The sequence below is a fragment of the Arthrobacter sp. MYb229 genome (assembly GCF_002975405.1).
In the GTDB taxonomy this organism is placed as follows: domain Bacteria; phylum Actinomycetota; class Actinomycetes; order Actinomycetales; family Micrococcaceae; genus Glutamicibacter.
Window position 1 is genome coordinate 212,570 of record NZ_PCPS01000001.1, and the last position, 26,513, is coordinate 239,082.

Here is a 26,513-nt window from a genome sequence, read left to right on the forward strand (position 1 = left end):
TGAACCGATGCTTTCAGGCGATACTTCAGGGGTGGAACACGGCGTGAGCGCGCGGCAAGACGAAGGACAACCGGCAATTGCCACGGCGCGTCAGGTTCTGGCTGCACTGATTCGCGCCGGGCTGCGCGACCTGGTGCTATCCCCAGGCTCACGTAGCGCGCCCCTGGCCTACGCCGCAGCCGAGGCGGAAGCCGCCGGACACTTGCGGATACACGTACGCATCGACGAGCGTTCGGCAGGCTTCCTGGCGCTGGGGCTGAGCCACGGATCAAAGACTCCCGTAGCGCTGGCCGCCACCTCCGGAACCGCGATCGGGCAGCTGCTGCCGGCCATAATGGAGGCCAACCACACGGCAACGCCGCTGCTGGTGCTCTCGGCCGACCGTCCCGATGAGCTACTGGGGACCGGAGCAAGCCAAAGCACCGACCAGAAGAACCTATTCGGCCCCCACGTGCGTGCCGCGTTGAACGTCGCCGCCGGTGCCGACCCGGCACCAGCGCTTGCCCAAGCACTTGCGGCCCTGGCAGGTTCAACCCAGCATCCAGCGGGCCCGGTGCAGCTGAACCTGCAGTTCCGCGACCCGCTGACCCCCGGAGAAGCAGACCGCGTCGCGAATCAGCCCTGGACCGACCTGGCCCCGGGGCGCTGGCACACGGCCACGGCGCCGGCAACCTGGGCTAGGCCCGAGACCTTGGCAACCCGCCGAACCGTCGTGGTCGCCGGCCATGGAGCCGGCGCCGAAGCCCAAATCTTCGCCGAGGCGCTCGGACTGCCGCTGTTCGCCGAACCGTCCTCCAACGCGCGCTACTCAGCCCAGGCCATCGGCCACTACCGGCCATTGCTTGCCGTGGGGGCGGAGCAGATTGACCGCGTGGTGCTTTTCGGCCGTCCTACGCTCAGCCGCCCGGTGGGGAAGTTATTGGCGAACCCCGCGGTGTCCAGCGCGATCTGGCAGCCGGGACCGGTGGCCTGGTATGAACCCGGACGCCGCCGCGAAATGGTGATTGGCGAACCGGAGAAACTGGTCGAATTCGCCGGGGCCGCGCCGGAGGGTTGGCTGGCGAGCTGGCAGGAGCTAGATGCCCAGGCGCTCGCCGTGCGGCAGGGTCTGGCACCCGAAACGCCACTCAGCGGCCCGGTGGTTGCCGAGGAAATTTGGCGGTCGCATTCCGGCCCGCTGCTCTTGGGATCCTCGAATATCGTCCGCGACTTCGATCTAGCCGCGATTCCCGCCGCCGCGGCCGGGGCTACGGTATTCGCCAACCGCGGGCTTGCCGGGATCGACGGAACGATCTCGACCGCGCTGGGCCTGGCGCTGGCCACCGGTGAACCGACGCTGAGCGTGATGGGAGATATCACCTTCCTGCATGATGCCAGTTCCCTGGCCTGGACCCCGGGGGAAGCGGAGCCGGACCTCGACGTGGTGGTCTACAACGATGGGGGAGGCGCGATCTTCTCCACGCTGGAACACGGCCAGGTAGAGCAGTCAGGACGCTACGCGCAGGCGGTCGAGCGGCTCTTCGCCACGCCGCAAAATGCCCGGCTGGAGGCGCTGGCGGCGGCTTATGGATGGCAATACCAACGGGTGGCGACGCCGACCGAGCTACGCGAGGCACTGCGGGCCCCCAAGGCAGGCAAGCTGCGGCTGATCGAAATCGGTGCGAGCAGAGCGGGGTTGCGGGCCGATAACCTTGAACTCAGCTCGCGCATAACCGAGCTTCGATGGCCCGCATAATCCCAAAAAAGCAGGGCGTGGAATCAGCGATCGCTGACTCCACGCCCTGCTTTTTAGCGGACCGTATCGCCTAGAGGTCTACGTGCGTTGGGTCCAAAACCCGACGCAGGAAGTCCTGCGTACGCGGCTGCTGCGGATTGCCGATCACGTCCACGGCCTTGCCTTCTTCGACCACGACGCCTCCGTCCATGAACACCACACGATCGGCAACTTCCTTGGCGAAGCTCATCTCGTGGGTCACCACCAGCATCGTCATGCCGGACTTGGCGAGGTTCTTCATAATCGAAAGAACTTCTCCGACCGTCTCCGGGTCCAAGGCGCTGGTTGGCTCATCGAAGAGCATCAGCGTTGGTTCCATCGATAGCGCGCGGGCGATCGCCACGCGCTGCTGCTGCCCACCGGAGAGCTGATCCGGGTAGCGTTCGCCGAAGTCGCCCAGGCCCACCCGTTCCAGGTTGCTCAGGGCGATCTTGCTGGCGTCCTTCTTATTCCGCTTGAGCACCTTGAGCTGGGCCACCGTGCAGTTTTCCAACACCGTCAGGTGCGGGAAGAGGTTGAACTGCTGGAAGACCATGCCCACATGCTGGCGCATCTTATCCAGATTGACCTCCGAATCGGTGGTCTCAAAACCTGCCACGTGGATGGTTCCGCCGTTGGGCTGTTCGAGCAGGTTCACGCAGCGCAGCAAGGTGGACTTGCCGGAACCCGATGGGCCGATCAGGCACACCACTTCGCCCGGTTTGACCTCGAGGTCTATTCCCTTGAGCACTTCATTTGAACCGTAGGCCTTGCGTAGGCCGACGATGTTCACGCCCGAAGCTTTGACCGATAGCTCATTGTTTGGAGTCGTCATTCTCTGTTCCTAACTATCGCTTGGTCCGCGCCGAGCGGGATTCGAACTTACGAGCAATCAGGCTCAGCGGAATGGTGATCACCAGGTAGAACAGACCGGCAACCACCAGCGGGGTGATACCTGCATCCAGCGATGAGATGCCGTCACGACCGAATTTGGTCATCTCGTACTGGGTGAAGGCGGCACCGAGGATGAAGGCCAGCGAGGTGTCCTTGGTCAGCAAGATGATTTCGTTGGTCATCGGAGGGAGCACGATCTTGAACGCCTGCGGGATCACGATGGTGACCATGGCACGCCAGGCGGGCATGCCCAGGGAGCGGGCTGCCTCGGTCTGTCCCTTGGGCACAGCCTGCAAACCTGCGCGCAGGGTCTCCGCGATGTAGGCGGAGGAGACCAGGCCCAAGGCGAACATGATGTTCACCGGTTGTGGCCAGTTGGTTCCAAATGCCTGAGGCAAACCGAATCCGAAGGCCAAGAGCACCAGGATGGCGGGAATGCCACGGAAGAACTCGATGAATGCGGTGGCGAACCACCGGTACGGTGCGAACGAGGCCATCTTCATCAGGGCCAGGAGCAAACCCAGGACCAGGCCAAAGGCGAAGGAAATCACCGTGTAGAACACGGTGTTTCTCAGGCCGATGAGGATCATGTCCGGGAACATCGGTCCCAATTTTTCGAAGGAGAAGAACGCATAGCGCGCCTTTTCCCAGTCCACGGCAAACAGAATCGCGACGACCGCGATCACGAAGATCACGATCTGGATGGTCTTGCTCATGCGGGCACGCTGACTCGTAGTCATTGCCATGCTTGAAAACCTCTCGTAAAGGTAAGGGGAGCCGCGGCGAGGACTTTTTGAGTCTCGCCTCGACTCCGCCTGGTGTTCATTCGTTCAGCGACGCAGAATTACTTCTCGCCGAACCACTTCACGGTCAGTTCTTCCATGGTTCCGGCATCGGTCAGACGCTTCAGGGTGCCATTGACCAGCTCGAGGGTTTCGGCCTGTTCCTTGGGCACCGCGATGCCCAGCTGTTCGCCGGTCTTGAAGTCTGCGACCACCTTGTAGCCTGGCTTGTCCTTGATGGTGTAGCCAAGTACCGACTGGTTGCCCAGCAGCGCGTCGACCTGGCCCGCTAGAAGCGCCTGGGTCTGCAGGCCGGCATCTTCATAGCCGATGGTGTCGGTGAGCCCCTGCTCCTTGGCGTACTTCTCGCCGGTTGTCGCCTGCTGTACGCCGACCTTCTTGCCCTTCGCGGACTCCAGATCGGTAACTCCCGAACCTTCGGCCGCGATCAGCACCAGATCATCGTCCATGTAGGGGGTGGAGAAATCCATCTTGGCTGAACGTTCCTCGGTGATGGAGACCGAGGAGATCGCGATATCGCACTGGACGCTGAACAGGCCCGACTCGATCGAGTCGAAGCTGGCATCGATGACATTCAGCTCGAGCTCGGCATCCTTGGCGATTTCGGCAGCGATGTCCATGTCGAAGCCGACGTTCTTTCCGTCCTGGACAAATTCGAAGGGCTCGTAGGGGATATCGGAGCAGAAGGTGAGCTTGCCGGCGTTGACCGGGAATCCACTGTCTTCGGACTCGTCGGAAGTCCCCGAACCGCAGGCGGTGAGGGCCAGGAGGGCCACCGAGGAGACGGCGAGAGTTGAGACGAAGCGCTTCTTGAGAGGACGCATAGGATCAGAACCTACTTTCGGTAATGCGAGTGGATCATTGCGTAGGAACAATCATAACCACGGACACACGAGACCGAGATTTCCATCACACATGAAGCGCAAAGCATAAGTTTTACTTATGCTCAGACTTGGCTCTCAGATGCTGCTGGATTCTATTCTGCGCGCAGGGCCTGGCGCATCGGACGCATCTTGGCCCAGGACTCGGCCAGTTCGGCTTCCGGTTCGGAGCCGGGCACAATGCCGCATCCTGCGTAGAGCCGCATGAGATTCTCCGCTTCGAGCATTCCGCCACGCAACGCGATGCCAAATTCGCCATCCCCGCGGCTATCCACCCAGCCCACCGGCCCGGCATAGGGGCCGCGGTCCATGCCTTCCAACTCACGCAGCAATACTCCGGCCGGCTTCGTCGGGGTGCCGCACACCGCGGCGGTCGGGTGGAAAATCTGCGCAACATCCAGTGCCGAGGGGAGCTGGCCCTCGGCGTCGGCGCGCAATTCGGCGCGGACGTCGCTTGCCAGGTGCCAGACATTGGGCAGCGCCAGGATAAACGGTTCCTCGGGCGACTGCATGCCGTGGGAAATTGGATTCAAGGATTCGGTCAGCGAATCGATGGCCAACTGGTGTTCGTGGCGCTGCTTGGGATCCTCGAAGAGCTTTTCCTGCGCGTAGCCGGGCGCGTTGGCGCCTTCGATGGCCCGGTCCAGGGTACCGGCCAGCACGCGAGCCTCGGCAAGCCCGTTGGTGACGCGCACCAGCATCTCCGGAGTCGCACCAACCAAACCATCAACGGCGTAGGTCCAGCAATTCTCATATTGTTCGGTCAAGGTGCGCAGCACCGAGGCCAGATCGATCGGCTTGGTGCTCCGGGCCAGGATGTCGCGTGCCAGCACCAGTTTGGAAATGCCTCGCTCTTCGAACTGTCCCAGCGCCGCCGTCACGGCTTCCAGATAGGATCCCGCGGTGAGCTGGCCGGTAGTGAGCTCGATTTCCCCTGGGTCCTGGGCGGGAATTGCCGAACTTGCGAGCTTTGCCTCGGCCAATCGCAGGGCGTCGGCAAATTCCATCCCTTCGAGCTTCTTTGCCGGTCCGGTGATCGTGATCCAGGCCTGATCCCCGTCCTTGCCCAGCACGACCTCCGGGATGACCAGCCGTGAGGCGAAGGTGCTGGTGAAGGAGAAAGCGAAGGAACCGAAGGCGACCAGGCCGCTGCCGGGACGGGCAATAGGGTCGGTGATCTGCGCCAGCTTGATGATTTGGGCAAACCATCCCCGGGCCTGTGCGAAGCGTTCTTCGCCCTGCGTGTGGATCTGGGCGGCGACGCCGAACCCGACGAGGCCATTTCCGTTGCGCGTCCAAACCATGGCGTGGTGGCGCAGGGAGTCGGAAATTAATGACTGCGCGGCATCTTTGAAATCGAAGGTGACACTGGTCAGGGCCGGTGTCGTAGATTGATGCGCGCTGGCGGCGAGAGCGGTCGAATCGGCAGACATGATAAGGCTAAGCCTACCGCGCAACGGGCTGGACGGTCGCGTGGAGGTGTTGCTGCTCACCCATGTGAGATGCGCCGGGTCTGTTCCTCCGCGCCTGCAGCAACCGGTAAACTCGGGGGCGAATACAGTTCAGGTACTTCGACTGTCATTGACGGTGGTTGCGGAGCGCCCGAAGACGTTGACTGGTAAGCATCGGCTAGAGTGAAGTTTGCGTGCATTTGGCATGCATGGAGTCTTCGTACTCTGCGATGACCAACCCGATGAAAGATAAGTAAGCCTTAAAACAGTGACTGATTCCAAGAGCAACTGGACCGCAGCCGGGCACGACGTGTCCGACTCGATTGAGCTGAATCCTGAAACCGCGGTGCTCGCTGCGGCCATCAATCTTCCCTCGGGCTTCGCGCTGATCGCCGAGGACCCGGAGTTTGGTCCCGCCATCTCCACCGGCATGGCCAAGGTTGAGAAGCTGCTGCGCGACGCGATCGCCAACTCCGACCCGCTGATAGATGCCACCAGCCGCCACCTTGTGGAGGCTGGCGGTAAACGTGTGCGCCCCCTGCTGGTGCTGCTCGCGGCGCTGCTCGGCGAGGGCATCAACGACGAGGTCATCAAGGCCGCCGCTATCGTTGAGTTAACCCACCTGGCTACGCTGTACCACGATGACGTGATGGACTCAGCTCCCATGCGTCGCGGTGCACCGACCGCCCATGAGGTCTGGGGAAACTCTGTCGCCATCCTCGCCGGGGACCTGATCTTCGCCCGCGCGTCGGTCTTTGGCGCCGAGCTCGGTACCGAGGCGGTGAATTGGCAGGCGCGCACCTTCGAGAGGCTGTGCCTCGGCCAGTTGCACGAGTCAATCGGCCCGCGCGAAAGCGAAGACGCGATTGCCCATCACATTCAGGTGATCAGCGACAAGACCGCTTCCCTGCTGGCAACCTCTGGGGCCTATGGAGCCAACTTCGGCGGCTGCCCACAATTTATCGACGTGCTGCGCGAGTACGGTGAAAAGGTTGGCGTCGCCTTCCAGGTTGCCGACGACGTGATTGATATTGCGTCCAAGGAAGCCGAGTCGGGCAAGACTCCCGGCACGGACTTGCGCGAAGGCGTGCCGACGCTGCCAATCTTGCTGCTGCGCCAGGCAGCCGAGCACGGTGACGAAGCGGCGCAGGCGGCGGTAGCGCTGGTCGAGGCGGACTTGAGCACCGATGAGGCGCTGGCGGTCGCCGTCGCGGCGGTCGCCGCGCACCCGGCCACCGCCGAAGCATGGAAGGTCGCCCGCCGCTGGGCGGACGACGCCATTGCCGTACTTGCGCCACTGCCCGAGGGAACCATCAAGCAGGCGCTGATTTCCTTCGCCGATGCAGTAGTGACCCGCGAGGCTTAGGCCCACTGACAATATGCGCTGCTGGCGGTCTCATCCGGGATCGCCAGCAGCGCTTTGTTTTTAATCCGCCAGCCGGCTACCGGTTTCTTGGCGAAGGGCAATTGCAGGATGAGGCAAAACGCCAGGCCGTAGAACGGGTTGGGCCGCAAGGATTCGCTCGTTGCGCAGAATTGGGCGGCCAACCGTGAGCGCCAGGTGCGCGAGCTTGGAAACATCAGGCCCTGTGAGCGGTCCTGTCAGCGGATGATTTCGTCCTGCTGAAGGCGGTTTGGGTGCTCGGGCGAGCATAGCGCCGCGCGCAGCTCCCTGGCCTTCTGCGCCCGGTCGTCGACCGGGACGCGATGGCGCAGCTGGCGGTACAGCTCGTCGTCTGCATAGCGCGGAAACACATGCTGGTGATAGTGCCAGACATGCTGATTGCCCGCAGGCTCGTTGTGCTGGCGGGTGCTGGTTCCTTCCGGATTCCACGCCAATTTCATCGCCAGGGCGACGCGCTTGGTCTCCCACATGATGGCAGAGCCGGTTCGCTCATCCAGGTCGTAGAGCGCTTCCAAATGCGCCGTGGGAATGATCATCACATGACCGCCGTAGTTCCCGAATCCGTCGCAGGCCATGATCGCGGCCACCAATTCGGTCTGATAGATCAGATCGCTCGGCGCGCAGAGGTTGCCTTCGCTAAATGGCTGCTCGTTGACAAGCTCGCAAAAAGGGCAACGATATCCTGCTGGTTCGTGGGAACTATGCAGCACTAGTCATCCAGTTCGGCGGCTAGTTCTTCGAAGACCCAGCTGAACAGGTCCAAGGTGAATTCGCTGAAGGTTCCTTCTTCGCTGACCCAGGTTCCCTTGGCATTATTGCGGCGGTAAACGATCGGATCCGGCACGTCGAGCTGGGAGGCTTTAAAGCCCCAAACGTATTTCTCTTCTTCGTCTTCGAGGAACAACAGGTAGTCCCCGTCGATTTCCAGCTCTTCGGGATCGAAGAAGAAATGGTAGGCCTCGGTGAAATCCTCGTTATTACCCACCGCAAGGTAGAACTCTTCGAGCACGAAAGGAATGGAAACCCCCGATTGGGCCAGCCCCTCGGCCAATTCTTCGGCGGTCAATCCGTCAGCTTCATTCCACTGGTCCTCAAGGTACTTGGGGACGAGGGAACGGAACTTCTCAAGAAACATGTCAGCCATGTCTTTATCCTATCGAGAATTAGCCCAGTTCAAGTGCGCTCAACGCGATCCACAGCTGCACACGATCGCTTGTGACGTTCGGGTCGTACCCGGTGAGTTCGGATATCTGCTGCATGCGATAGCGCACGGTATTGCGGTGCAAGCCCAGTGATTCCGCGACGGCGCCCACCGAACCGTCGCGATTAAGGTACTCACGCAGCGTCCGTTCGAGGTCGGAATCGTGAGTTGCATCAAATTTGCGAATCGGGCCCAAGGCTTCCTCGGCCAGGTCCTGCAAGGGCACATCTCGGGCGGCAAGCAACAGCGAGGTTAGCGACAACTTATTGGGCACGTTGACGCGGTCACCATGGCGCAAGGCTTCGAGAGCTTCAAAATAGCTCCACCGGATGCCCGGGGTATTCGGGTAGCGCCCGCCATATCCCACCCGTGCGGTGATACCCGCGTCATTCAGATAGGTATCAAGTCGTCGAACCGAATGCTGCAGCTGGTTGTGCGCCACAATAATCGCCAGGCGGTCCTCGACGATCACGGAAACCTGTGAGCTCAGTTCGGCTGGCAAGGGAAGCGCCGGTAGGCGTTCGGGGTGCGTCGCGGCCTGAATCAGGATCACCGCATGCTCGCGCTTCGGATTGAGCCCCAGCGCGCCGATTCTGACCGTCGCATCGTCCCCGGCCAGCGTGCCGGCGGCCAGGTCCGCCAGCACCTGCCCGTTGGATTGGCGCTCCGAGGCGAGCAGCCGGGCGTTGTTGGCAACTTCCAATCCGATCAGCGACTGCGCGTATTCGATCAGAGGATCCGGCGCGTACGGCTGCGCCAGGTGCAGAACGCATTTGTCGCGGATGCCGGTGGCCACCGGCAGGCTATTCCAATCGCGTTGCGCATCGTAGTTGCCACTGATGCATTCGCCATAAAGTGTCAACGCCACGTCGGTCTTCAATATCCGGGCGAGTTCGTCGAGCATGGTGTCCAGATCGGAGGACAGCAATGCGCGGGTCAGCCGCTGGTGCGAGCGCAGCAGCCGTTCGAGCCGCTGCAGGTGGTCCGCGTTCAGCGCCTCGGCGATGATTCGAGTGATTGCGGCAAAGGGAATCTGATAGGGAACCTCGAAGACCGGGAGACCGACCTCATTTGCTGTTTGCAAGATCGAGGCTGGGACATTTTTGTGGCCCAAGCCGGTACCGAATCCCAAGGCCACGACGTCGTTCTGCGCGAGGGTCTTGACGAATTCTCGTTGGCTGGCCGTCGTCTTCTGCCGTACGCCCGTGGTGAGCACGATTTCTCGACCGGTGAGGAAGTCTGCCGGATTGAGAAGTTCGGTGACCGCGCCCCAGGTGATTGCGGTGTCATTGGCTGCCGAATGATCGTTGAGCGGACGAAGATCCAGCTCGTCAAGGGCCAATAGGGCGCGTAGTGTGATTGCCATACCGCAATTCTATGGTGCCGCGCAAAAGTTCCCGAAAAACGAAGTTGTTCAGATTATGGACATTTTTCTTGGAGAATTGCCCATAATGTGAACCATTTGCGCTAGTTTAGTGCCATGAGCACTCCATCTTTGAAAAAGGGCGCTCCACTCGCTGAAGGCAAGCGCGAGACGTTCTCGTCGCGCAAGCTTTTTATTCTCTCGGCGATTGGTTCAGCCGTTGGTCTGGGAAACATCTGGCGTTTCCCCTATGTCGCCTACGAGAACGGTGGCGGCGCGTTCCTCATTCCGTACCTCGTCGCAATTCTCTGCGCCGGTATTCCACTGCTATTCCTTGACTATTCGATAGGCCACCGCTACCGAGGTTCGGCCCCGCTGGCATATCGCCGGGCGAGCCGCAAGGCCGAGGTGCTTGGCTGGTGGCAGGTACTGATCTGCTTCATTATCGCCATCTACTACGCGGCAATTATCGCGTGGGCGGCCATGTACTGCTGGTTCTCCCTCACGAAGGCCTGGGATGACAACCCCGATGGCGCTGGTGCCTTCTTCCAGAGCGACTTCCTCCAGGTCGCACCCGAAGCCGGTGTCTCGATGGATATCGTGGGCGGGGTCTTCGGGCCGATGCTCGGCGTCTGGCTGGTAGCCATCATCATTATGGTCGCCGGTGTCAACAAGGGCATTTCGCGTGCCAACGGCTTCATCATGCCGCTGCTGATCGTGATGTTCTTGATCCTTGTGGTCCAGTCCGTCTTCCTTCCCGGAGCAGTCGATGGCCTGAACGCCTTCTTCACTCCGAACTTCGAAGCATTGTCGAACCCAGGGGTTTGGGCTGCGGCCTTCGGCCACATCTTCTTCTCCCTGTCCATCGCCTTCGGCATCATGGTCACCTACTCCTCGTACATGAGGCGCAAGAGCGACCTGACCGGCTCGGGCTACGTGGTGGCCTTCGCCAACTCCAGCTTCGAACTGCTTGCCGGCATTGGCGTTTTCGCGGCGCTGGGCTTCATGGCCTACAACGCGAACTCCGCGGTCTCCGATGTGGCCGCCAGCGGCATTGGGCTGGCCTTCATTGCCTTCCCGACCATCGTTTCTGCCGCGCCTTTCGGCTCGGTCATCGGCGTGCTGTTCTTCGGTTCGCTGGTCTTCGCGGGAATTACCTCGCTGATTTCGATCCTCGAAGTCATCGTGGCGGCGTTCCAAGACAAGCTGGGCTGGAACCGCAAGGCCGCTACCTTGGTGGTGACCCTTCCGGTGGCGCTCGTTTCGATGATTCTGTTCCCAACCACCACCGGTCTGTACCTGCTGGATACCATGGACGCGTTCGTGAACCAGTTCGGCATTCTCGCCTGTGCATTGGTTCTGGTCATTGTCTTCGGCGCTGGCCTGGGCATGCTGCCGCGCCTGGCCAAGCACCTGAACCGCCACAGCTCCATCAAGCTGGGTACCGCGTGGATGGTTCTCGTCGGTGGTGTCGGTCCGGCAGCGCTTGGCTACATGCTGATCAACGAAATCCAGACCAAGATCGCCGAGCCGTATTCCGGCTACCCGGTCTGGTTCAACGGTGTCTTCGGCTGGGGCATGGCAGGTGCCTTGATCGTCGGTGCGGTGCTGCTCGCGCTCGTTCCATGGAGCAAAAAGTCGAAGCTGAACGATCCCGAATTTGCGGAACATCAGAAACACGTCGAGGCAGAAGAGTTGCCCGATCCAGTTGGAAAGGAGTACTAGTCATGAGCGGCATTGCAATCACCTTCATGATCATCGCCATGTTGACCATTTGGGGCGGCCTGGCGATCAGCCTAGTGAATCTCTCGCGCAATCCGGAAAAGCACGATGACGATGTCGAGCCGGTCACCACTGGCAACGAATAAACACCAGGCCACTGCCTAAAGAACTAAGCCTCCTCCTCTTCGGACCAGCGTCCGGAGCGGAGGAGGCTTTTTCTCTGTGCAAGTGCACTGTGAATGTGGTTCATTATTGTGCTGGTATGGGTAGAGCAATACGCCGCACGGCCATATTCTTCTAGATAGAGTCATTCCGGCAACAAGGACCGGCAATATTTTTCGAAAGGAAACACGGTGGACGTTACTTACCGCATTGAGCAGAAACGCCAGATTAATGGTGCCTTCCCAGGACCGAAGTCCCAAGCATTGAGCGCCCGCCGTGCCAAGGCGGTCGCCGCCGGCGTGGCATCGAGCCTGCCGGTCTACGCAGCCGATGTCGATGGCGGCATCATCGTCGACGTTGACGGCAACCAGCTGATCGACCTGGGCTCCGGCATTGCCGTGACCTCCGTAGGCGCTTCCAACCCTGCGGTGGCCAAGGCCGTTGCCGAGCAGGCGGCTCGTTTCACCCACACCTGCTTCATGGTGGCCCCTTATGAGAACTACATCGAGCTGGCCGAGAAGCTCGCAGCGATCACTCCGGGCAACTTCGAGAAGCGCGCAGTGTTCTTCAACTCCGGGGCCGAGGCGGTAGAAAACGCGATCAAGGTTGCTCGTGTGGCTACCGGCCGCCAGGCGGTTGTCGCCTTCGACCACGCCTACCACGGCCGCACCAACCTCACCATGGGCCTGACCGCCAAGGCAGCTCCCTACAAGCGCGGCTTCGGTCCGCTGGCACCGGAGATCTACCGGATGCCAATGAGCTACCCATACCGCGAGGAAAACCCGAACATCTCCGGCAAGGAAGCCGCCGAGCGCGCGATCCTGGCCATGGAGAAGCAGATTGGCGGCGACCAGATTGCCGCGATCATCATCGAGCCAATCCAGGGCGAGGGCGGCTTCATCGTCCCGGCCACCGGCTTCCTGCCGCGCGTGGTCGAATGGGCCAAGGAAAACGGCATCGTCTTCATCGCCGATGAAGTCCAGGCCGGATTTGCCCGCGCCGGTGCGTGGTTCGCTTCGGAAATCGAAGGGATCGAACCCGATCTGGTGACCGTGGCCAAGGGCATCGCCGGCGGCATGCCATTGTCGGGACTCATCGGGCGCGCAGAATTGCTCGATTCGGTGCACGGCGGCGGACTCGGCGGAACCTATGGCGGCAACCCGGTCGCGGTGGCCGCGGCGCTGGAGAGCATCAAGTTCATGGAAGAGCAGGATCTGGCCGGGCGCGCCCGCGAGATCGAAAAGCAGTTCTTCGCCCGCTTCGAAGCCCTGCAAAAGGATGTTTCGGCGCTGGGTGACGTTCGCGGCCGCGGCGCGATGGTTGCCCTCGAACTGGTCAAGGCCGGTGGCAAGGAACCAGACGCGGAGCTGACCAAGAAGGTCGCCGCCGAGTGCCTGGCCCAGGGGGTGCTGATCCTCACCTGCGGTACCTACGGCAACGTGGCGCGCCTGCTGCCTCCGTTGGTCATCGGGGACGCTCTGCTGAGCGAAGCCTTCGATGTCCTCGAGGCAGCGATTCGCAAGCACGCGTAACTCGCTCAAACACGAGAGGCCTGGTTCTGTTGAACCAGGCCTCTCGTGCGTCAACTAACCTGTTTAGGTTCCGGGCCGCGCCCTGCCCGCGGCGTGCGAACCATGTCGAGAATGATCAGCACAACCGCCGCCCAGACCAACCCGAAGCCGATCCAACGCTCCACCGGCATCGACTCGCCGAAAACCAGCAGGCCGAGGATGAACTGCATGATCGGTGCCAAGAACTGCAAGGAGCCCAGGGTGCTCAGCGGCAGGCGGCGTGCGGCACCGCCGAAAAGCAGCAATGGCACGGCGGTGATAATGCCGCTGGCAGCCAACAGGGCCAGCATCGGTAACTCAACGCCGGCTAGCGCCGAGGCGCCCTGGCTCGACGTCCAGATCAGGAAGCCGCCAGCGAGCGGCGCCAAGATGAGCGTTTCCATGGTCAGCGCGCCAAGGGCCGTACCGCTTTTCCCCACCTGGCTCTTGACCAGTCCGTAGAAGCCGAAGGAAAACGCCAAGCCCAGCGAGATCCACGGGACCCGGCCGAGGCCGAAAGTCAGAACCAGCACCGCGATCGTGGCAACGGCCAAGGCGGACCACTGCAACCGGCTCAGCCTTTCCTTCAGGACAATCACGCCGAGCACGATGGCGACGATGGGATTGATGAAGTAGCCCAGCGAGGCTTCAAGGACATGGCCGGTGAGCACCGCCACGGCATAGAGCGTCCAGTTCACCGCGATCAGCACGCTGGCCAGCGCCAGCCGGCCCACCGCCTGGCGATCCCTGAACATGCTGAGGAACAAGCGAATCTGCTTGGTCGCGAACAGCAGCAGGGCGCAGAAAACCAGCGAGAAGACGATGCGCACGGCGACGAATTCGAAGGCGGAGATTTCCGGCAGCAACAGGAAGTACAGGGGGAGCAGGCCCCAGACCAAATATGCGGTCGTGCCTTGGATCAGGCCAAGGGAATGTTCGGAGCGAACGGGTTTATTGCTGCCGGAACTCATTAGTTAATCGTTTCTACTTCCACCGAGCCGCCACGGGCCGCAAGGGCGCCATGGATCGAGCATTATGAGTCGATCGTATGCCCAACGGCCGGGCGCGGCCGTACAAGGTGATGGTAGTCACCCCGCGGCTCAATCTGGAAAGAGCCGGGAACTAAAGCACATCCGCGAGGGGCGCCGTGATCCATCTCGCACCCGGTGCGCGGGCCTCCGGCTGGGAACAAAAACATCGACTGGCTCGTTCAAATACACTAAAGGGAACCGCAATGGGATTTCGTATATGGGAGTGGACCTAAGGTGCATCAACACAACAATGGCTTCAAAACCGCGCTTTTGCTCGGTGGCATGTTTGCCCTCCTGCTGGCGCTCGGCTCGCTGATTTCCTTCGGCAGCGGAAACGGCTCATTCATCTGGATCTTTGCCCTGATCGGCGTGGGCACCACCGCCTATGGCTACTGGAACAGCGACAAGATCGCCCTGCGCTCGATGCACGCCTACCCCATCACCGAAGCGGATCAGCCGGCCATGTACCGCATCGTTCGCGAGCTGTCGATTAACGCCCAGCAGCCGATGCCGCGGCTCTATGTATCCCCAACGACCTCGCCCAACGCCTTCGCGACCGGCCGCAACCCGCAGAACGCCGCGGTATGCTGCACCGAGGGAATCTTGCAGCTGCTCGACGAGCGCGAGCTGCGCGGCGTGCTGGGCCACGAACTGATGCACGTGTACAACCGGGACATCCTCACCTCTTCGGTGGCGGCGGCCGTGGCCGGCGTGATTACCTCCGTCGCCCAATTCATGCTGTTCTTCGGCGGACGGGACAACCGCAACGTCAACCCGATCGCGTTGATTGCCATGTCCTTGCTGGCACCGCTTGCCGCGTCGCTCATCCAGATGGCCGTGAGCCGAACCCGTGAATTCGATGCGGATGAAGATGGCGCCAAACTCACCGGAGATCCGCTGGCGCTGGCCAGCGCCTTACGCCGGCTTGAATCCGGGATCAGCGCCGCCCCGCTTGCCGCGCAAGACCAGAAGCTGGTGAACAGCTCGCACCTGATGATCGCGAACCCCTTCGGCTCGCGCCTGAAGCAGATGTTCTCGACCCACCCATCCATGGACGACCGAGTAGCCCGTTTGGAAGCGATGGCCCGAGGCCGCTAAATACTTCGGTTGAAAATTCACCATGCAATGACAAAGCCGCTGCCAACTGTTCGTTGGCAACGGCTTTGTCATTGGCGCTCCGGCGGGTTCCTAGCGGAAGTTCACGAACTGGAGGTCAGCTTCGTCGAAGCCGCGCAGCAGCGTCATGGTCTCCTGCAGGTCGTCGCGGGACTTGGACGAAACACGCAGCTCGTCGCCCTGGATGGTGGACTTGACGCCCTTCGGCGCTTCGTCGCGAATGAGCTTATTGATCTTCTTGGCAACGTCTTGGGCGATGCCCTCGACGATGGACGCCTCGATGCGGTACTCCTTGCCCGAAGCATAAGGTTCGCCAGCGTCCAAGGACTTCAGCGAGATGTTGCGCTTGACCAGTTTGGACTGGAAGATGTCCAGCACAGCCTTGACGCGCTCCTCGGCGTTGGCCTTCATCAGGATCTTCTCGCCGCTGTAATCGATCTCGGCGCCGACGCCCTTGAAGTCGTATCGCTGCACGATTTCCTTCTGGGCCTGGTGTAGTGCGTTGGCGACTTCTTGGCTGTCTACCTTGCTGACGACATCAAAAGTGGAATCGCTAGCCATGTGATTTCTCCTTGGTGTTCTACGGGTCCAATTCGCTTCATAGCCTACCGGTTTAGCAGCGCGAATTTGGGCTGTGATCAGGCTTACATCAAAAATGCGCCTCTCGATTTCACAAGTCCCCGAAACTCCTGTAGAGTTATTTCTCGTTCCGACGTGAACAAACGGGGCAGATTACCCGAGTGGCCAAAGGGGGCTGACTGTAAATCAGCTGGCAACGCCTTCACTGGTTCGAATCCAGTATCTGCCACAAATGACTCCCAGATCTTAGGATCTGGGAGTTTTTTGCATCTCCGGAAAAGTACGCAAAAATCCCGATATTTCGGGTTTTCGAACTGCGCTCCATGTCTCTCAGCTACGTACTTGTGGCCGAATTCGGCTACCGTGTAAGCATGGCAACTAAAAATGTGAGCGAAGCAGAATTCGCCCAGCTGATTGAAGACAATGACATTGTGCTCGTTGATTTTTGGGCAGCGTGGTGCGGTCCTTGCCGTCAGTTCGCGCCGGTTTATGAGCAAACTTCGGAAAAGTTCCCTGACGTTGTGTTCTCGAAGGTGGACACCGAAGCCGAACAGGGTTTGGCCCGCGCTGCCAATGTCACGTCGATTCCGACCGTGATGGCATTCCGCGAAAAGGTCCTGGTTTTCTCCCAGCCTGGTGTACTGAATGCGGCCCAGCTCGAAGATCTAGTCACCGCAGTGAAGGGCATCGACATGTCCGAGGTGCACGCGCAGATCGCCGAGGAAGGCGCGCAGGCGGAATAGTACAAAAGCTATCTAGCAACTAAAGCTTCGGGCTACTAACGACCTCGATGATCCAACGGGGCATAGCGTGGCCCGAAGCTTTGCTTTTTCTGGCCGGAAAGCAGAAGCAGCCGAATCAGGCGCTGGCGCTGTCCGGCAAAAGGCGACAGCAGCTCAAGCATTGTCGAATCCTTGACGCGACGGCCGGTCAGCATCTGGCCAACGAACCCTGCCAGATGAAAGTCGCCGACCGAAATGTGGTCGGGGGAGCCGTGGGAACGCTGCAAGGTTTCGGCAACCGTCCAAGGCCCGATCCCGGGTATGGCCAGCAACGCAGCTTCCAGGGTGCCCGCGCCACTAGCCTGCGGCTTGATCTCACCCAGTTCCGGGGCGGCCCACCATTCCAAACGGCTCGCGGCGAACGCTAGCCTGCCCAAGGTCTGCGCCCGCTGATTCTCAACCCGGGCGCCTTGCCAATCCCAGCGTTTGAGCGCCGCGATTTGTTCCGGGCGCGGAAAAAGCCGCAGCCCGTCGGGCGCCGGGCCCGGTGCAGGTCTTCCATGGTGCCGGATCAGCCAGCGCCACGCATGATTAGCTTCGATACCGGTGACGCGTTGTTCCAGCACCGCACCGGCGGCATGCTCGAAGATCCGGTGGGTCCGCGGCAGCACCATATCCCGATGTTCCCTGCGCTGGCGCTGCACTATTTCGGGCAGGGCGGCGAAGAAGTCCGGCTCATCGAAGCGCGCCCAATCGTCCTGGCTGCCCAAGAGCTCCGGCGCGAAATCGATGGCCCAGCGCGCACCCGGCCCCCACGCGCCGAATCGAGCGACGCCAGCGGGTGACAATTTCGAGATGTGCAGCGTCGCATCTCCCTGCGGCGTCGCAAAGGCCAACCAGGCGTCCGTGGCCGACAGGCGGATGGTCGGGTCGCCGAGGCCGCGACGCAAAATCCCCAAGGACTTCAGCAAATTGACCGGACGCCGCGGGTCATAGGTGCTGCTGATCGCCGCGGTGTGCACGCTCGGTACCTCTTCCCTGTTCGGGCCCATCGCTAACATTTCGGGCCGGTGATGGCTACTGGATGACGCTAAGCTACGAGCGGCCACGACATGTGTGACATCCGCCGGTAAAGTTCTTGACATGAAGTATGCGTCTACAGTTCTAGATCTGATTGGCAACACGCCACTCGTCAAACTCAATCGCGTGACCGACGGTATCAAAGCCACCGTGCTGGTCAAGCTCGAATACCTGAATCCGGGCGGATCCATCAAGGATCGCATCTCCCTGAAAATGGTTGAGCGTGCGGAGCAGAGCGGCGAGCTGAAGGCCGGCGGAACTATTGTCGAACCTACCAGCGGCAACACCGGTGTCGGGCTGGCGATGGTCGGACAGCTGAAGGGCTACAACACCATCTTCGTCACCCCGGACAAGGTCGGCGAGGAAAAGCGCGACGTGCTGCGCGCATACGGAGCCGAAGTCGTGGTGACGCCCACGGCGGTAGCCCCGGAATCCCCTGAGTCCTACTACGGTGTCTCGGACCGTCTGGTCCGCGAGATCGAGGGCGCATACAAGCCAGACCAGTTCTCCAATCCCGGAGCCCCGGAAAGCCACTTCGAGTCGACCGGCCCGGAAATCTGGAACGATACCGACGGCAAGCTCACCCATGTGGTGATCGGCGCGGGCACCGGCGGCACCATCACCGGTACCGGACGATACCTCAAGGAGATTTCCGCCGATCGTGCCACGGGTCCGGTCAAGGTCATCGCCGCGGACCCGGACGGTTCGGTCTACTCCGGCGGCACCGGCCGCCCGTTCCTGGTCGAAGGCGTCGGCGAGGACATGTGGCCGGGCAACTACGATCCTGCGGTGCCCGATGCGGTCGAGGCGGTCAAGGATGCCGACTCCTTCGAGATGACTCGCCGGCTGGCTCGCGAGGAGGGACTGCTGCTGGGCGGTTCATCCGGGATGGCCATCGTGGCGGCGCTGCGCGTGGCCAAGGACCTGAGCGAGGACGACGTCGTAGTGGTCATCGCACCCGACGGCGGCCGAGGCTACCTGGCGAAGATCTTCAACGACTCCTGGATGCTCACCCAGGGCTTCACCTGCGAGGCGGACTCCGAGCTGGTGGGCATAGCCCGCGCGCTGGCTACCCAGCCGCAGCCGGCCTTAGCACCCGAGACCACCCTGGCCCAGGCCGCCACGGCGCTACGCGAGTCCGGTGCCGAAGCGCTGGTCGTGGCCACCAGCCAGCTACCCGCCCGGATCGGCGAAATCCGCGGGGTCATCGGCGCGGCGACCATCGCCGACGCGCTCCTGGCCGGTGCCGCGGCCACCAGCGAGCTGGCAGAGCTCGAGCAGCTGGCCATCCCGCTGCTCGGCGTGGGGGAAGATCTCGCCCGTGCCCAAGAACTGCTGGCCGTGCACCCGGCGGTGCTGCTGACGCACGGCGGAGACGTCGTCGCCGCGCTGTCCGCCTCGGACCTGCTGGCCTACGTCACCCGCTAACGAATTCCATCACAAGGACAGGAACGTCATGACCGAAAATACTCAGGGATCAAATACTCGTTTCGTACACGCCGGCCAGGAATTTGAACCGGTGACCGGCGCGGTAGTTCCGCCGCTGCACTTCTCCTCGACCTATGCGCAGGAGGCGATCGGCAAATTGCGCAACGGCTATGAATATGGCCGAGGCACCAACCCAACCCGTGATTCGCTCCAGGCGCAGCTGGCCGGAGCCGAATTCGGCAAACATGCGTTTTCCTTCAGCTCGGGCCTGGCGGCCGAGGACTCCTTGATCCGGGCGATCCTGCGCCCGGGGGACCACATCGTGCTGGGCAACGACGCCTATGGTGGAACCTTCCGCCTGATCGACCGAGTGCTTGGCGCCTGGGGCATCGGCAACACCCCGGTGGACATGTCCGACGAACAGGCTTTGACCGCCGCGATCGAAAAGAACAAGGCGAAGCTGGTCTGGGTTGAGACCCCGTCGAACCCGATGATGAAGATCACCGATATCTCCCGGGTCGCCCAGATCGCCCACGCGGCCGGAGCGCTGCTGGTTGTCGACAACACCTTCGCCAGTCCCTTCCTGCAGCAGCCGCTGACCCACGGCGCGGATATCGTCGTCCATTCCACCACCAAGTACATCGGTGGGCACTCCGATGTTGTCGGTGGTGCGATCATCGTGAACGACGACGAGCTGGCCGAGAAGATCGGTTTCATCCAGTTCGCGGTCGGTGCCGTCTCCGGCCCGATGGACGCCTTTCTGACCACCCGTGGGTTGAAGACCCTGGGCGTGCGCATGCGCACGCATAGCGAGAATGCGGCCCAGGTCGCTGCCTGGCTGCGCGAACGCAAGGAAGTGGAGCGCGTGCTCTACCCGGGCTTCGCGGATCACGCCGGACATGAGATCGCCAAGAAGCAGATGAGCGGTTTTGGCGGCATGGTGTCGGTGCAGTTCGCCGGTGGCGAGGCCGCCGCGCGGAAGATTGCCGAAAGCACGAAGCTCTTCACCTTGGCCGAGTCGCTCGGTGGCATCGAATCGCTGATGAACTACCCATCGGAGATGACTCACGCTTCGGTCAAGGGCACCGAACTGGCCGTCCCGGTGAATTTGCTTCGCCTCTCGGTGGGTATCGAAGACACCGCCGACTTGATCGATGATCTGGAGCGCGCCTTCACGGCGCTCTAAGCAGAAAAAACACCGCGGGACTCGCAACCATTTGGGTTACGAGTCCCGCGGTGTTTAACCGGGCCGCCGACTATTTCTGTTTGGGCTTTGGCGAGACGAGCTTAAAATACTTGATGCTTGCAGGTGTCCACATCAGCAGCACCGCGACGAGCACCACGGCCGCAAGAATCGCATAGCGTCCCATGCGCAGCAGGGTAGGCAGCGCCGCGATCAGTCCGATCCAGGTCAACTGGGCACGTGCCGACCGTTCGCCCTTCCACAGGCGGATGGCCAAGAGGCAGAACGCAATGCCGGCCACCGCCAGCAGGGCTACGAGTGCCAGCGGCCCTAGGTCCAGGGACCGGCCAGTCCAGGTATCGAAGAACAGATTGGCTGCGAAGCCCAAGAAGAGCACTCCGGCCAATATCCAAACAAACCGGGAGATACGCAGTGCACCGGGGGTTGACACGTCCGTAAGTGAGGGATTCGCGGGCTTTTTCACGTCTTCCAGCCTAGCGTTCCGGCAACGGTTTTGGGTCCTCTGCGTCGCGGTGCCCGAACTCACACGGCTCTCACCCTGACAAATGGCCCCTGATGTCGATAGTATTAGGTGTTCGCGAACATCAGGGTTTCCTTGCATCTCGCCCAATTTTTGAGGCTAGAGCCTTCTCGTGTTGTATTTCTTCCGCCAAGTGTGAGCGCGGTTTTTATGTCATAGGGGAGCGCTTGATGAGCGTGAGTAGTTTTTTTACTGTGTAGCCTATGCGTCGTTCTTTCTTTTGGGGACGGGTAGGCCTTCCCCCAAACGAATGAGGTAATTCTTCGTGTCATCTGACATGCCCGTAAACACCAATGACGAAAAGACCACCGAAGAGCCGACCGTGCTCTTCAGCGAACTTGGTCTTGACGCCCGAGTGCTTGCAGCACTGGCCGACCTCGGCTACGAGAAGCCATCGCCAATCCAGGCCGCCACCATCCCACTGCTTCTTGAAGGCCGTGACGTTGTTGGTTTGGCTCAGACCGGTACCGGTAAGACCGCTGCGTTCGCGCTGCCGGCACTGTCCCGCATGGCCGAGCTTGCTGACCTCAACGGTCCAGCTCGCACCCCGCAGATCCTGGTTCTGGCTCCAACCCGCGAGCTAGCCCTTCAGGTTGCTGAAGCTTTCACTTCCTACGCCAAGTACCTCAGCGACTTCACCGTCCTGCCGGTATACGGTGGCTCCCCATACGGCCCACAGCTCAACGGCCTGCGCCGCGGTGCACAGGTTGTTGTTGGTACCCCAGGTCGAGTCATCGACCACATCAACAAGGGTTCCCTGGACCTGTCCAACCTCCAGTACGTTGTCTTGGACGAGGCCGACGAAATGCTTCGCATGGGCTTCGCCGAAGAGGTTGACAAGATCTTGGAGTCGACCCCGGCCGACAAGCAGGTTGCACTGTTCTCCGCAACCATGCCACGCACCATTCGTCGTATCGCTGCGGAATACCTGCGCAACCCACAGGAAGTTTCCGTCAAGTCGACCACCTCGACCGGCACCAACATCACCCAGCGTTACCTGCAGGTTATGGGTGCCCACAAGCTGGACGCCATGACCCGTATCCTCGAATCCGAGGAATTCGAAGGCGTTATCGCCTTCGTGCGCACCAAGATGGCTACCGAAGATCTTGCCGACAAGCTGAAGGCACGTGGCTTCACCGCCGCAGCTATCAACGGTGATATCCCGCAGCAGCAGCGTGAGCGCACCGTCGAGAACCTGCGTTCGGGCAAGATCGATATCTTGGTCGCAACCGACGTGGCCGCTCGTGGCCTTGACGTGGAACGCATCTCCCACGTCATCAACTACGACATCCCACACGACACCGAGTCCTACGTGCACCGCATTGGCCGTACCGGCCGTGCAGGCCGCAAGGGCGACGCGATCCTCTTCATGACCCCACGCGAGAAGTACCTGCTGCGTGCCATCGAGAAGGCTACCCGCCAGCCGGTGACACAGATGCAGCTCCCTTCCCTGGACTCGGTCAACGACCGTCGCATCCAGCGTTTCATTGACCGTATCGACCAGACCATCAGTGGCCAGGATCTGACTACCTTCCGTGAAATCGTGGAGCGTTTCGCCAGCGAGCACGAAGACCTGGATCAGCTGGAAATCGCTGCCGCACTGGCACTGATGGCTCAGGGCGGTCGTCCATTGCTGATGACCGAACCAGTCATCCCACCATCGAAGAAGGCCCGCATGGACCGCGAAGGCGGACGTGAGGGCGGTCGTGACGGAGCCCGTCGCGAACCACGTGAGCGCGGTGCACGCAAGACTGCAGCCGAGGGCAACGCCATGTACCGTCTGGCCGTTGGCCGTCGTAACCGCGTTCAGCCAGGCTCGATCGTCGGCGCACTGGCAAACGAGGGCGGCTTCAACTCCTCCGAAATCGGTGGCATTGACATCCGTTCGGATCACACCCTGGTCGAATTGCCAGCAGAGCTGAGCAAGGACCAGTGGCGTGCACTGTCCAAGACGCGCATCGGCGGCGAAGCCATCGACCTGGAGCTCGACAACGGTCGTAGCCCAGCCGAAGACTCGGATCGCGGTGGCTACGGCGACCGTAAGCGCTCCGGTGGCTTCGGTGGCGGACGCGGCGGCTTCGGCGGCGGCGGACGCGGTGGCGAAAAGCGCGGCGGCTTCGGCGGCGGCGGACGTGGCGGCAAGAGCCGTTTCGGCGATTCGGGCCGTAGCGGCGGACGTCGCGACTACTAAGCTCTGATTTCAATAGCACCCTCCTGAGCCGTGAAAACGGCTCGGGAGGGTGCTTTTGTTTAACCCCGATATCTCTTGAGGTTATTATTCCGGTAAGGCGCCAGAAGGCCGCCTACCGTTTTCAAAGATGCTCTGCCCCGTCATCCTGGCTTCGTAGTCGATGGCCGGGCTTCGGCGTGCTGGCGCAGCAAGCTAGGAGTCCTAGGAGGACGGCTAACTGCCCTGCGGCGCGTTACTTAGAGGCCTGTGGCTGTGCTTCGGGCAGGACTACTTCAGCCAAGTTGCTTACTCTCGTTGATGCTTGGGCAGGTGGATGACCGGTGGTGTTGTATCCCGGACTACTCCGGTCGCCGGGGGAGCCAGGGACCGGTAGGTCCGTCCGTCTCCGGTGTCGATCACGATGGAGTGGGGCAGGTACGGATCGACTTTTTCATACCATCCCGGCAGTTCCTTCGCCTTGTTGCAGAATGAGCAGCGGAAGGAGGAGTTGTGCACGGTGGTCGGCCCGTTCAGGTGGTGCTGGACCACGTGGTCGATTTCTTCCGGGACTCCGTTGCAGTAAGGGGTTTGGCAGTGCGCGTCGCGGATGCGGATGAACTCTTTGAGGCTTTCGGGGAATTCGCGAGCTTTGGAGTCCATGGCGATGAGGTCTTGATTTCCTGGGGCGGTGTAGATCCGCTGGATTTCGGGGAAGGTGAAGATTCTGCGGTTCAGTTCGTCGTCGTGGCGGCTGAGGTGGAAGGGGTCTTCGAGGTCTACCCGGGCTCCGGCGACTAGTTCGCGGGCGTATTGGGCCGGGAGCATGCCGTAGCCGGGCAGGTTCGCCGGTTCCCGGTCGCCGAGGAACAGGGCCTTGTCGGTCATGATGAGCTTGACGTCGAGGAAGAGCGGGATTTTGGGTGGGAAGCCGTTGAGTTGGCTGCAGATGAGCATATCTGCTTGGAGCTGCTTTTTGGTGCGGGGGTCGTTTCCGGTGCGGTGGATTGCTTTGGCGCGTTGTGTGATGGATTTGGCCAGTGCGGTGCCTTCGATGAGGGGGAGCTTGGCGCTGAGCATGACGCAGTTTTTGCCTTTGCGGAAGCGGATGTAGCGTTTGGCGGCTTCGTCTTCGGCTTGGATGGCTTTTTCGCTGCTTTGGTAGCGTTCGGTGAATTTGCGGACGGTGTCGGTGATGGCGTTGGGGCCGAGGTGGTTGAACATGTCGGGGTGGGTTGCGAAGAGAGCGTCGAATTCGCGGCGTGGGTTGGTGTCGATTTCTTGCAGTGGTGCGGTGATGGCCAGTATTTGGCGTTCGGTGAGCTCTCCTTGTTCGAAGGCGTGGGCCAGGTGTGGGGTGTCTTCGTTGAGGATGCGGCAGGAGGTGAGGTAGTTGCAGGCGCCGTGGGTGGTTTGGCGGCGGTTGATGGCGATGGTTGCGGCGGCGCCGCGTGCGCTGTGGTCGATGTGGATGCCGCGGTCTTCGTGGTCGCGGACGACTGTTTTTTCGTAGTGGTAGGCGAGTTTGGCTTGGGCTGCGCTGCAGCTGGCTTTGAGTCGTTCGAGGTCGTCGATGGTTTGGGTGAGGGTGGTTTGGTTGCCGTGTTCCAGGATGGTGGCTAGGCGGGTGTTGAGGTCCTCGATGAAGGGCATGGGTTGGTTCAGGACGCCTGGGGTGGGTGGCCTGGGTGGGGGCTGGGTTTCGAAGTGTTTGTTGTCTTCGTTGTGTTCTTCGAACATATTTCCACTGTACGTGGGTGGCGTGGAGCGTTTGGGGTGGCGTTTACCAACTGTGGATTAGTGGAAACTTACCTGGCTGAGCGCCTGTGGAAAACGTCAATAAATCGCTGTGGCTTGAAGCTCTAGAGGCGTTGAATGAGTTGACAGGTATTGTCCCCGCAATGCGCAAGCTGCTGGCCTGGGGGCTGCGCCTATAGCGGGATCGTGGCCCGTGCTCTGATTCGGAAAGTATTTTGGCAAGCAAAAAGGGAGAAAATCTGCGAACAGATTTTCTCCCTTTTATCCGAGCCCCCTGCCGGAATCGATCCGGCGACCTCGTTCTTACCAAGAACGCGCTCTACCACTGAGCTAAGGGGGCAACAGGTAAATACTTTACACACAAATTATGTGTTTTCAAAATCAGGCACCGCTTAGTGCTTGACCTCACAAAATCCATGCTCAGTAGGGGTTCTCTGAATTCAATGGACACTGGTTGCTTGCCTGCGCAGCGGCGGCGTGATGGTCGGCCAATGCAACCAGCCGCCTTGGTTGCGAGGGCAAAATTGGGCGGAACTGGCACTGCGGGGAAGAGTGCGGGCGCATAGCAGAGAAGACTAGCTTTGAGTGAGTAGCGTCACGGGCAAGGTTTTTGGTGAGGGCCATTCAAAGTCCGCGAACAGAGAAAGTGAATAACCGTTTTCACTTGGATCTTTATGGGAAATTGGGGTTTGGTTCACGCGGGGTTGGTCCGATTTTTCTTTGCTGAGAAATCCGTGTAGAGTATTTACTCGTTGCCCCCTTAGCTCAGTGGTAGAGCGCGTTCTTGGTAAGAACGAGGTCGCCGGATCGATTCCGGCAGGGGGCTCTGAGTGGGAAGTCTTCTTGGCTTCTACAGGATGACTTCCCACTTGTGGCGGCGTAGCTCAGCTGGTTAGAGCGCACGACTCATAATCGTGAGGTCCCGGGATCGAGTCCCGGCGCCGCTACCGACAAAAGCCTCGAAAACTCGTTGAGTTTTCGAGGCTTTCTTCGTTTTCTAAGGCTGGCCGATATTATCGGCCGTGTTCCTCGATGCTTTCAGCGCCAATGTGCGGACCTGCTCGAGCAGCTCTTCATCGAATGGTTCACCGGTAGCCGGGTCTCCCGCATTCGCATCGTGCCCATGCACGGCCGTGTGAAGCCGCTGCATCTGGAAATCAAGTTTTTCGGCTGCGCCGGCCGCTTCGGTCAGTTCCTCGACCAAATGGCTCGGCACTGAGCCTTCGTACTTGTAGAAAATCTTGTGTTCTAAACTAGCCCAGAAATCTTGGGCGATGGTACGAATCTGCACCTCGACGATCACCGGGACTGGCCCCTCCGAAAGGAACACCGGAATCTCCAGGATTACGTGCAAGCTTTTATAGCCGTTCGGTTTCGGGTTCTTGATGTAGTCCTTGACCTGAAGCACCTTGAGATCGTTCTGTGAAGTGAGCGTATTAAGGATCTTGTAGGTGTCCTTGATGAAACTGCAGGTAATCCGGATTCCGGCGATATCGGTAATGTTCGCGCGAATTGAAGAGAGGGCTGGATCGATGCCGCGCTTGACTACTTTTCGAAGAATGCTCTCCGGTGATTTCACGCGTGAAGTGACATGCTCGATCGGGTTGTACTTGTGCAAATACAAGAATTCCTCGCGCAGGATCGAAACCTTGGTCAGTACTTCGTCCGCGGCGAAGCGGTATTCCATCATGAACTTTGGAAGCGATTGCCGCAGGGAAAGCGC

24 protein-coding genes and 4 tRNA genes are annotated in these 26,513 nt (G+C 60.8%); 13 read left to right on the forward strand and 15 right to left on the reverse strand.

The annotated features are described in order from the left end of the window. Nucleotides 1-7: 7 nt before the first annotated feature. Complete coding sequence (gene menD / locus CQ019_RS00960) at nucleotides 8-1,735, forward strand: 2-succinyl-5-enolpyruvyl-6-hydroxy-3-cyclohexene-1-carboxylic-acid synthase (protein ID WP_105568729.1); 1,728 nt, start codon at nucleotides 8-10, stop codon at nucleotides 1,733-1,735. Nucleotides 1,736-1,805: 70 nt separating this feature from the next. Here the strand turns inward: menD and CQ019_RS00965 are convergent, their stop codons facing one another. The 4 genes from CQ019_RS00965 to CQ019_RS00980 form a co-directional block, all read right to left on the reverse strand. Further along, nucleotides 1,806-2,588 (reverse strand): amino acid ABC transporter ATP-binding protein, encoded by a 783-nt coding sequence (locus tag CQ019_RS00965; RefSeq protein WP_105553187.1) that lies wholly within the window; start codon nucleotides 2,586-2,588, stop codon nucleotides 1,806-1,808. A gap of 13 nt (nucleotides 2,589-2,601) precedes the next feature. After that, nucleotides 2,602-3,393 carry an amino acid ABC transporter permease gene (locus CQ019_RS00970; protein ID WP_105553186.1) on the reverse strand — a complete coding sequence of 264 codons (792 nt, stop codon included), beginning with the start codon at nucleotides 3,391-3,393 and terminating at the stop codon, nucleotides 2,602-2,604. A 98-nt stretch (nucleotides 3,394-3,491) separates the two neighbouring features. Continuing rightward, nucleotides 3,492-4,274: an ABC transporter substrate-binding protein gene (locus CQ019_RS00975; RefSeq protein WP_105553185.1), complete on the reverse strand. Its 783-nt coding sequence runs from the start codon at nucleotides 4,272-4,274 to the stop codon at nucleotides 3,492-3,494. Between the two features lie 152 nt (nucleotides 4,275-4,426). Next, the gene (locus CQ019_RS00980; protein ID WP_105553184.1) at nucleotides 4,427-5,764 is read right to left on the reverse strand and encodes an isochorismate synthase MenF; all 1,338 of its coding nucleotides are present in this window, start codon (nucleotides 5,762-5,764) and stop codon (nucleotides 4,427-4,429) included. Nucleotides 5,765-6,050: 286 nt separating this feature from the next. Between CQ019_RS00980 and CQ019_RS00985 the strand changes: the two genes are divergently transcribed. Then, nucleotides 6,051-7,148, forward strand: a complete 1,098-nt coding sequence (locus tag CQ019_RS00985) for a polyprenyl synthetase family protein (RefSeq protein ID WP_105553183.1) — start codon at nucleotides 6,051-6,053, stop codon at nucleotides 7,146-7,148. On the opposite strand, the gene CQ019_RS00990 is transcribed toward CQ019_RS00985, so the two are convergent. From CQ019_RS00990 to CQ019_RS01005, 4 genes are read right to left on the reverse strand one after another with little or no spacing between them, the layout of a single operon-like run. Further along, the gene (locus tag CQ019_RS00990) at nucleotides 7,145-7,330 is read right to left on the reverse strand and encodes a hypothetical protein (protein ID WP_146113294.1); all 186 of its coding nucleotides are present in this window, start codon (nucleotides 7,328-7,330) and stop codon (nucleotides 7,145-7,147) included. The genes CQ019_RS00985 and CQ019_RS00990 overlap by 4 nt on opposite strands. A gap of 54 nt (nucleotides 7,331-7,384) precedes the next feature. Next, entirely contained in the window at nucleotides 7,385-7,897 is a 513-nt protein-coding gene (locus CQ019_RS00995; protein WP_105553181.1) for an HIT family protein, read from the reverse strand. Next, nucleotides 7,897-8,331 carry a hypothetical protein gene (locus CQ019_RS01000; protein ID WP_096283502.1) on the reverse strand — a complete coding sequence of 145 codons (435 nt, stop codon included), beginning with the start codon at nucleotides 8,329-8,331 and terminating at the stop codon, nucleotides 7,897-7,899. Before CQ019_RS01000 ends, CQ019_RS00995 begins: the two co-directional genes overlap by 1 nt. Nucleotides 8,332-8,350: 19 nt before the next feature. Further along, the gene (locus CQ019_RS01005) at nucleotides 8,351-9,754 is read right to left on the reverse strand and encodes a PucR family transcriptional regulator (RefSeq protein ID WP_105568731.1); all 1,404 of its coding nucleotides are present in this window, start codon (nucleotides 9,752-9,754) and stop codon (nucleotides 8,351-8,353) included. A gap of 114 nt (nucleotides 9,755-9,868) precedes the next feature. Here CQ019_RS01005 and CQ019_RS01010 point away from each other — a divergent pair, with 114 nt between their 5' ends. From CQ019_RS01010 to gabT, 3 genes are all read left to right on the forward strand, one after another. Further along, nucleotides 9,869-11,476 carry a sodium-dependent transporter gene (locus CQ019_RS01010; RefSeq protein WP_105553179.1) on the forward strand — a complete coding sequence of 536 codons (1,608 nt, stop codon included), beginning with the start codon at nucleotides 9,869-9,871 and terminating at the stop codon, nucleotides 11,474-11,476. Nucleotides 11,477-11,478: 2 nt separating this feature from the next. Then, nucleotides 11,479-11,619 carry a methionine/alanine import family NSS transporter small subunit gene (locus CQ019_RS01015; protein WP_105553178.1) on the forward strand — a complete coding sequence of 47 codons (141 nt, stop codon included), beginning with the start codon at nucleotides 11,479-11,481 and terminating at the stop codon, nucleotides 11,617-11,619. A gap of 207 nt (nucleotides 11,620-11,826) precedes the next feature. Further along, on the forward strand, nucleotides 11,827-13,167 hold the full coding sequence (gabT, locus tag CQ019_RS01020) for a 4-aminobutyrate--2-oxoglutarate transaminase (RefSeq protein ID WP_105553177.1): 1,341 nt from the start codon (nucleotides 11,827-11,829) through the stop codon (nucleotides 13,165-13,167). Nucleotides 13,168-13,217: 50 nt separating this feature from the next. Here gabT and rarD read toward each other — a convergent pair whose 3' ends face one another. Continuing rightward, complete coding sequence (rarD, locus tag CQ019_RS01025) at nucleotides 13,218-14,156, reverse strand: EamA family transporter RarD (RefSeq protein ID WP_105553176.1); 939 nt, start codon at nucleotides 14,154-14,156, stop codon at nucleotides 13,218-13,220. Nucleotides 14,157-14,450: 294 nt separating this feature from the next. On the opposite strand from rarD, the gene htpX reads away from it, so the two are divergent. Beyond that, nucleotides 14,451-15,314, forward strand: coding sequence for a zinc metalloprotease HtpX (gene htpX / locus CQ019_RS01030; protein WP_105553175.1), 864 nt, complete (start codon nucleotides 14,451-14,453; stop codon nucleotides 15,312-15,314). A gap of 90 nt (nucleotides 15,315-15,404) precedes the next feature. On the opposite strand, the gene CQ019_RS01035 is transcribed toward htpX, so the two are convergent. After that, nucleotides 15,405-15,893 (reverse strand): YajQ family cyclic di-GMP-binding protein, encoded by a 489-nt coding sequence (locus tag CQ019_RS01035; RefSeq protein WP_105553174.1) that lies wholly within the window; start codon nucleotides 15,891-15,893, stop codon nucleotides 15,405-15,407. Nucleotides 15,894-16,058: 165 nt separating this feature from the next. On the opposite strand from CQ019_RS01035, the gene CQ019_RS01040 reads away from it, so the two are divergent. Next, a tRNA-Tyr gene (locus CQ019_RS01040) sits at nucleotides 16,059-16,140 on the forward strand. 142 nt (nucleotides 16,141-16,282) lie between these two features. After that, the gene (locus CQ019_RS01045; protein WP_096283570.1) at nucleotides 16,283-16,654 is read left to right on the forward strand and encodes a co-chaperone YbbN; all 372 of its coding nucleotides are present in this window, start codon (nucleotides 16,283-16,285) and stop codon (nucleotides 16,652-16,654) included. 35 nt (nucleotides 16,655-16,689) lie between these two features. On the opposite strand, the gene CQ019_RS01050 is transcribed toward CQ019_RS01045, so the two are convergent. Continuing rightward, nucleotides 16,690-17,685 (reverse strand): DNA-3-methyladenine glycosylase, encoded by a 996-nt coding sequence (locus CQ019_RS01050; protein ID WP_105650038.1) that lies wholly within the window; start codon nucleotides 17,683-17,685, stop codon nucleotides 16,690-16,692. A gap of 91 nt (nucleotides 17,686-17,776) precedes the next feature. On the opposite strand from CQ019_RS01050, the gene CQ019_RS01055 reads away from it, so the two are divergent. Together CQ019_RS01055 and CQ019_RS01060 are read left to right on the forward strand one after the other, a co-directional pair. After that, complete coding sequence (locus tag CQ019_RS01055) at nucleotides 17,777-19,141, forward strand: pyridoxal-phosphate dependent enzyme (protein ID WP_105568732.1); 1,365 nt, start codon at nucleotides 17,777-17,779, stop codon at nucleotides 19,139-19,141. A gap of 28 nt (nucleotides 19,142-19,169) precedes the next feature. Then, nucleotides 19,170-20,327: a cystathionine gamma-synthase gene (locus tag CQ019_RS01060; RefSeq protein ID WP_105553171.1), complete on the forward strand. Its 1,158-nt coding sequence runs from the start codon at nucleotides 19,170-19,172 to the stop codon at nucleotides 20,325-20,327. A gap of 70 nt (nucleotides 20,328-20,397) precedes the next feature. On the opposite strand, the gene CQ019_RS01065 is transcribed toward CQ019_RS01060, so the two are convergent. Continuing rightward, on the reverse strand, nucleotides 20,398-20,808 hold the full coding sequence (locus CQ019_RS01065; protein WP_141393447.1) for a hypothetical protein: 411 nt from the start codon (nucleotides 20,806-20,808) through the stop codon (nucleotides 20,398-20,400). 334 nt (nucleotides 20,809-21,142) lie between these two features. Here CQ019_RS01065 and CQ019_RS01070 point away from each other — a divergent pair, with 334 nt between their 5' ends. Further along, entirely contained in the window at nucleotides 21,143-23,056 is a 1,914-nt protein-coding gene (locus CQ019_RS01070) for a DEAD/DEAH box helicase (protein ID WP_105568733.1), read from the forward strand. Nucleotides 23,057-23,341: 285 nt separating this feature from the next. On the opposite strand, the gene CQ019_RS01075 is transcribed toward CQ019_RS01070, so the two are convergent. Next, entirely contained in the window at nucleotides 23,342-24,772 is a 1,431-nt protein-coding gene (locus CQ019_RS01075) for an HNH endonuclease signature motif containing protein (protein WP_105568734.1), read from the reverse strand. 286 nt (nucleotides 24,773-25,058) lie between these two features. Beyond that, nucleotides 25,059-25,130, reverse strand: a tRNA-Thr gene (locus CQ019_RS01080). Nucleotides 25,131-25,544: 414 nt separating this feature from the next. On the opposite strand from CQ019_RS01080, the gene CQ019_RS01085 reads away from it, so the two are divergent. Both CQ019_RS01085 and CQ019_RS01090 read left to right on the forward strand, forming a co-directional pair. Then, nucleotides 25,545-25,616 (forward strand) — tRNA-Thr (locus CQ019_RS01085). A 47-nt stretch (nucleotides 25,617-25,663) separates the two neighbouring features. Next, nucleotides 25,664-25,737 (forward strand) — tRNA-Met (locus CQ019_RS01090). Nucleotides 25,738-25,787: 50 nt separating this feature from the next. Here CQ019_RS01090 and CQ019_RS01095 read toward each other — a convergent pair. Beyond that, entirely contained in the window at nucleotides 25,788-26,504 is a 717-nt protein-coding gene (locus CQ019_RS01095; protein WP_374954780.1) for a GTP pyrophosphokinase family protein, read from the reverse strand. Between the last annotated feature and the right edge of the window lie 9 nt (nucleotides 26,505-26,513).

Coding starts and splice junctions, on each gene's coding strand:
- menD (WP_105568729.1), top strand. CDS start 8: ATGCTTTCAGGCGATACTTCAGGGGTGGAACACGGCGTGAGCGCGCGG.
- CQ019_RS00965 (WP_105553187.1), bottom strand. CDS start 2,588: ATGACGACTCCAAACAATGAGCTATCGGTCAAAGCTTCGGGCGTGAAC.
- CQ019_RS00970 (WP_105553186.1), bottom strand. CDS start 3,393: ATGGCAATGACTACGAGTCAGCGTGCCCGCATGAGCAAGACCATCCAG.
- CQ019_RS00975 (WP_105553185.1), bottom strand. CDS start 4,274: ATGCGTCCTCTCAAGAAGCGCTTCGTCTCAACTCTCGCCGTCTCCTCG.
- CQ019_RS00980 (WP_105553184.1), bottom strand. CDS start 5,764: ATGTCTGCCGATTCGACCGCTCTCGCCGCCAGCGCGCATCAATCTACG.
- CQ019_RS01000 (WP_096283502.1), bottom strand. CDS start 8,331: ATGGCTGACATGTTTCTTGAGAAGTTCCGTTCCCTCGTCCCCAAGTAC.
- CQ019_RS01005 (WP_105568731.1), bottom strand. CDS start 9,754: ATGGCAATCACACTACGCGCCCTATTGGCCCTTGACGAGCTGGATCTT.
- CQ019_RS01010 (WP_105553179.1), top strand. CDS start 9,869: ATGAGCACTCCATCTTTGAAAAAGGGCGCTCCACTCGCTGAAGGCAAG.
- CQ019_RS01015 (WP_105553178.1), top strand. CDS start 11,479: ATGAGCGGCATTGCAATCACCTTCATGATCATCGCCATGTTGACCATT.
- rarD (WP_105553176.1), bottom strand. CDS start 14,156: ATGAGTTCCGGCAGCAATAAACCCGTTCGCTCCGAACATTCCCTTGGC.
- CQ019_RS01035 (WP_105553174.1), bottom strand. CDS start 15,893: ATGGCTAGCGATTCCACTTTTGATGTCGTCAGCAAGGTAGACAGCCAA.
- CQ019_RS01045 (WP_096283570.1), top strand. CDS start 16,283: ATGGCAACTAAAAATGTGAGCGAAGCAGAATTCGCCCAGCTGATTGAA.
- CQ019_RS01050 (WP_105650038.1), bottom strand. CDS start 17,685: ATGGGCCCGAACAGGGAAGAGGTACCGAGCGTGCACACCGCGGCGATC.
- CQ019_RS01055 (WP_105568732.1), top strand. CDS start 17,777: ATGAAGTATGCGTCTACAGTTCTAGATCTGATTGGCAACACGCCACTC.
- CQ019_RS01060 (WP_105553171.1), top strand. CDS start 19,170: ATGACCGAAAATACTCAGGGATCAAATACTCGTTTCGTACACGCCGGC.
- CQ019_RS01070 (WP_105568733.1), top strand. CDS start 21,143: ATGCCCGTAAACACCAATGACGAAAAGACCACCGAAGAGCCGACCGTG.
- CQ019_RS01075 (WP_105568734.1), bottom strand. CDS start 24,772: ATGTTCGAAGAACACAACGAAGACAACAAACACTTCGAAACCCAGCCC.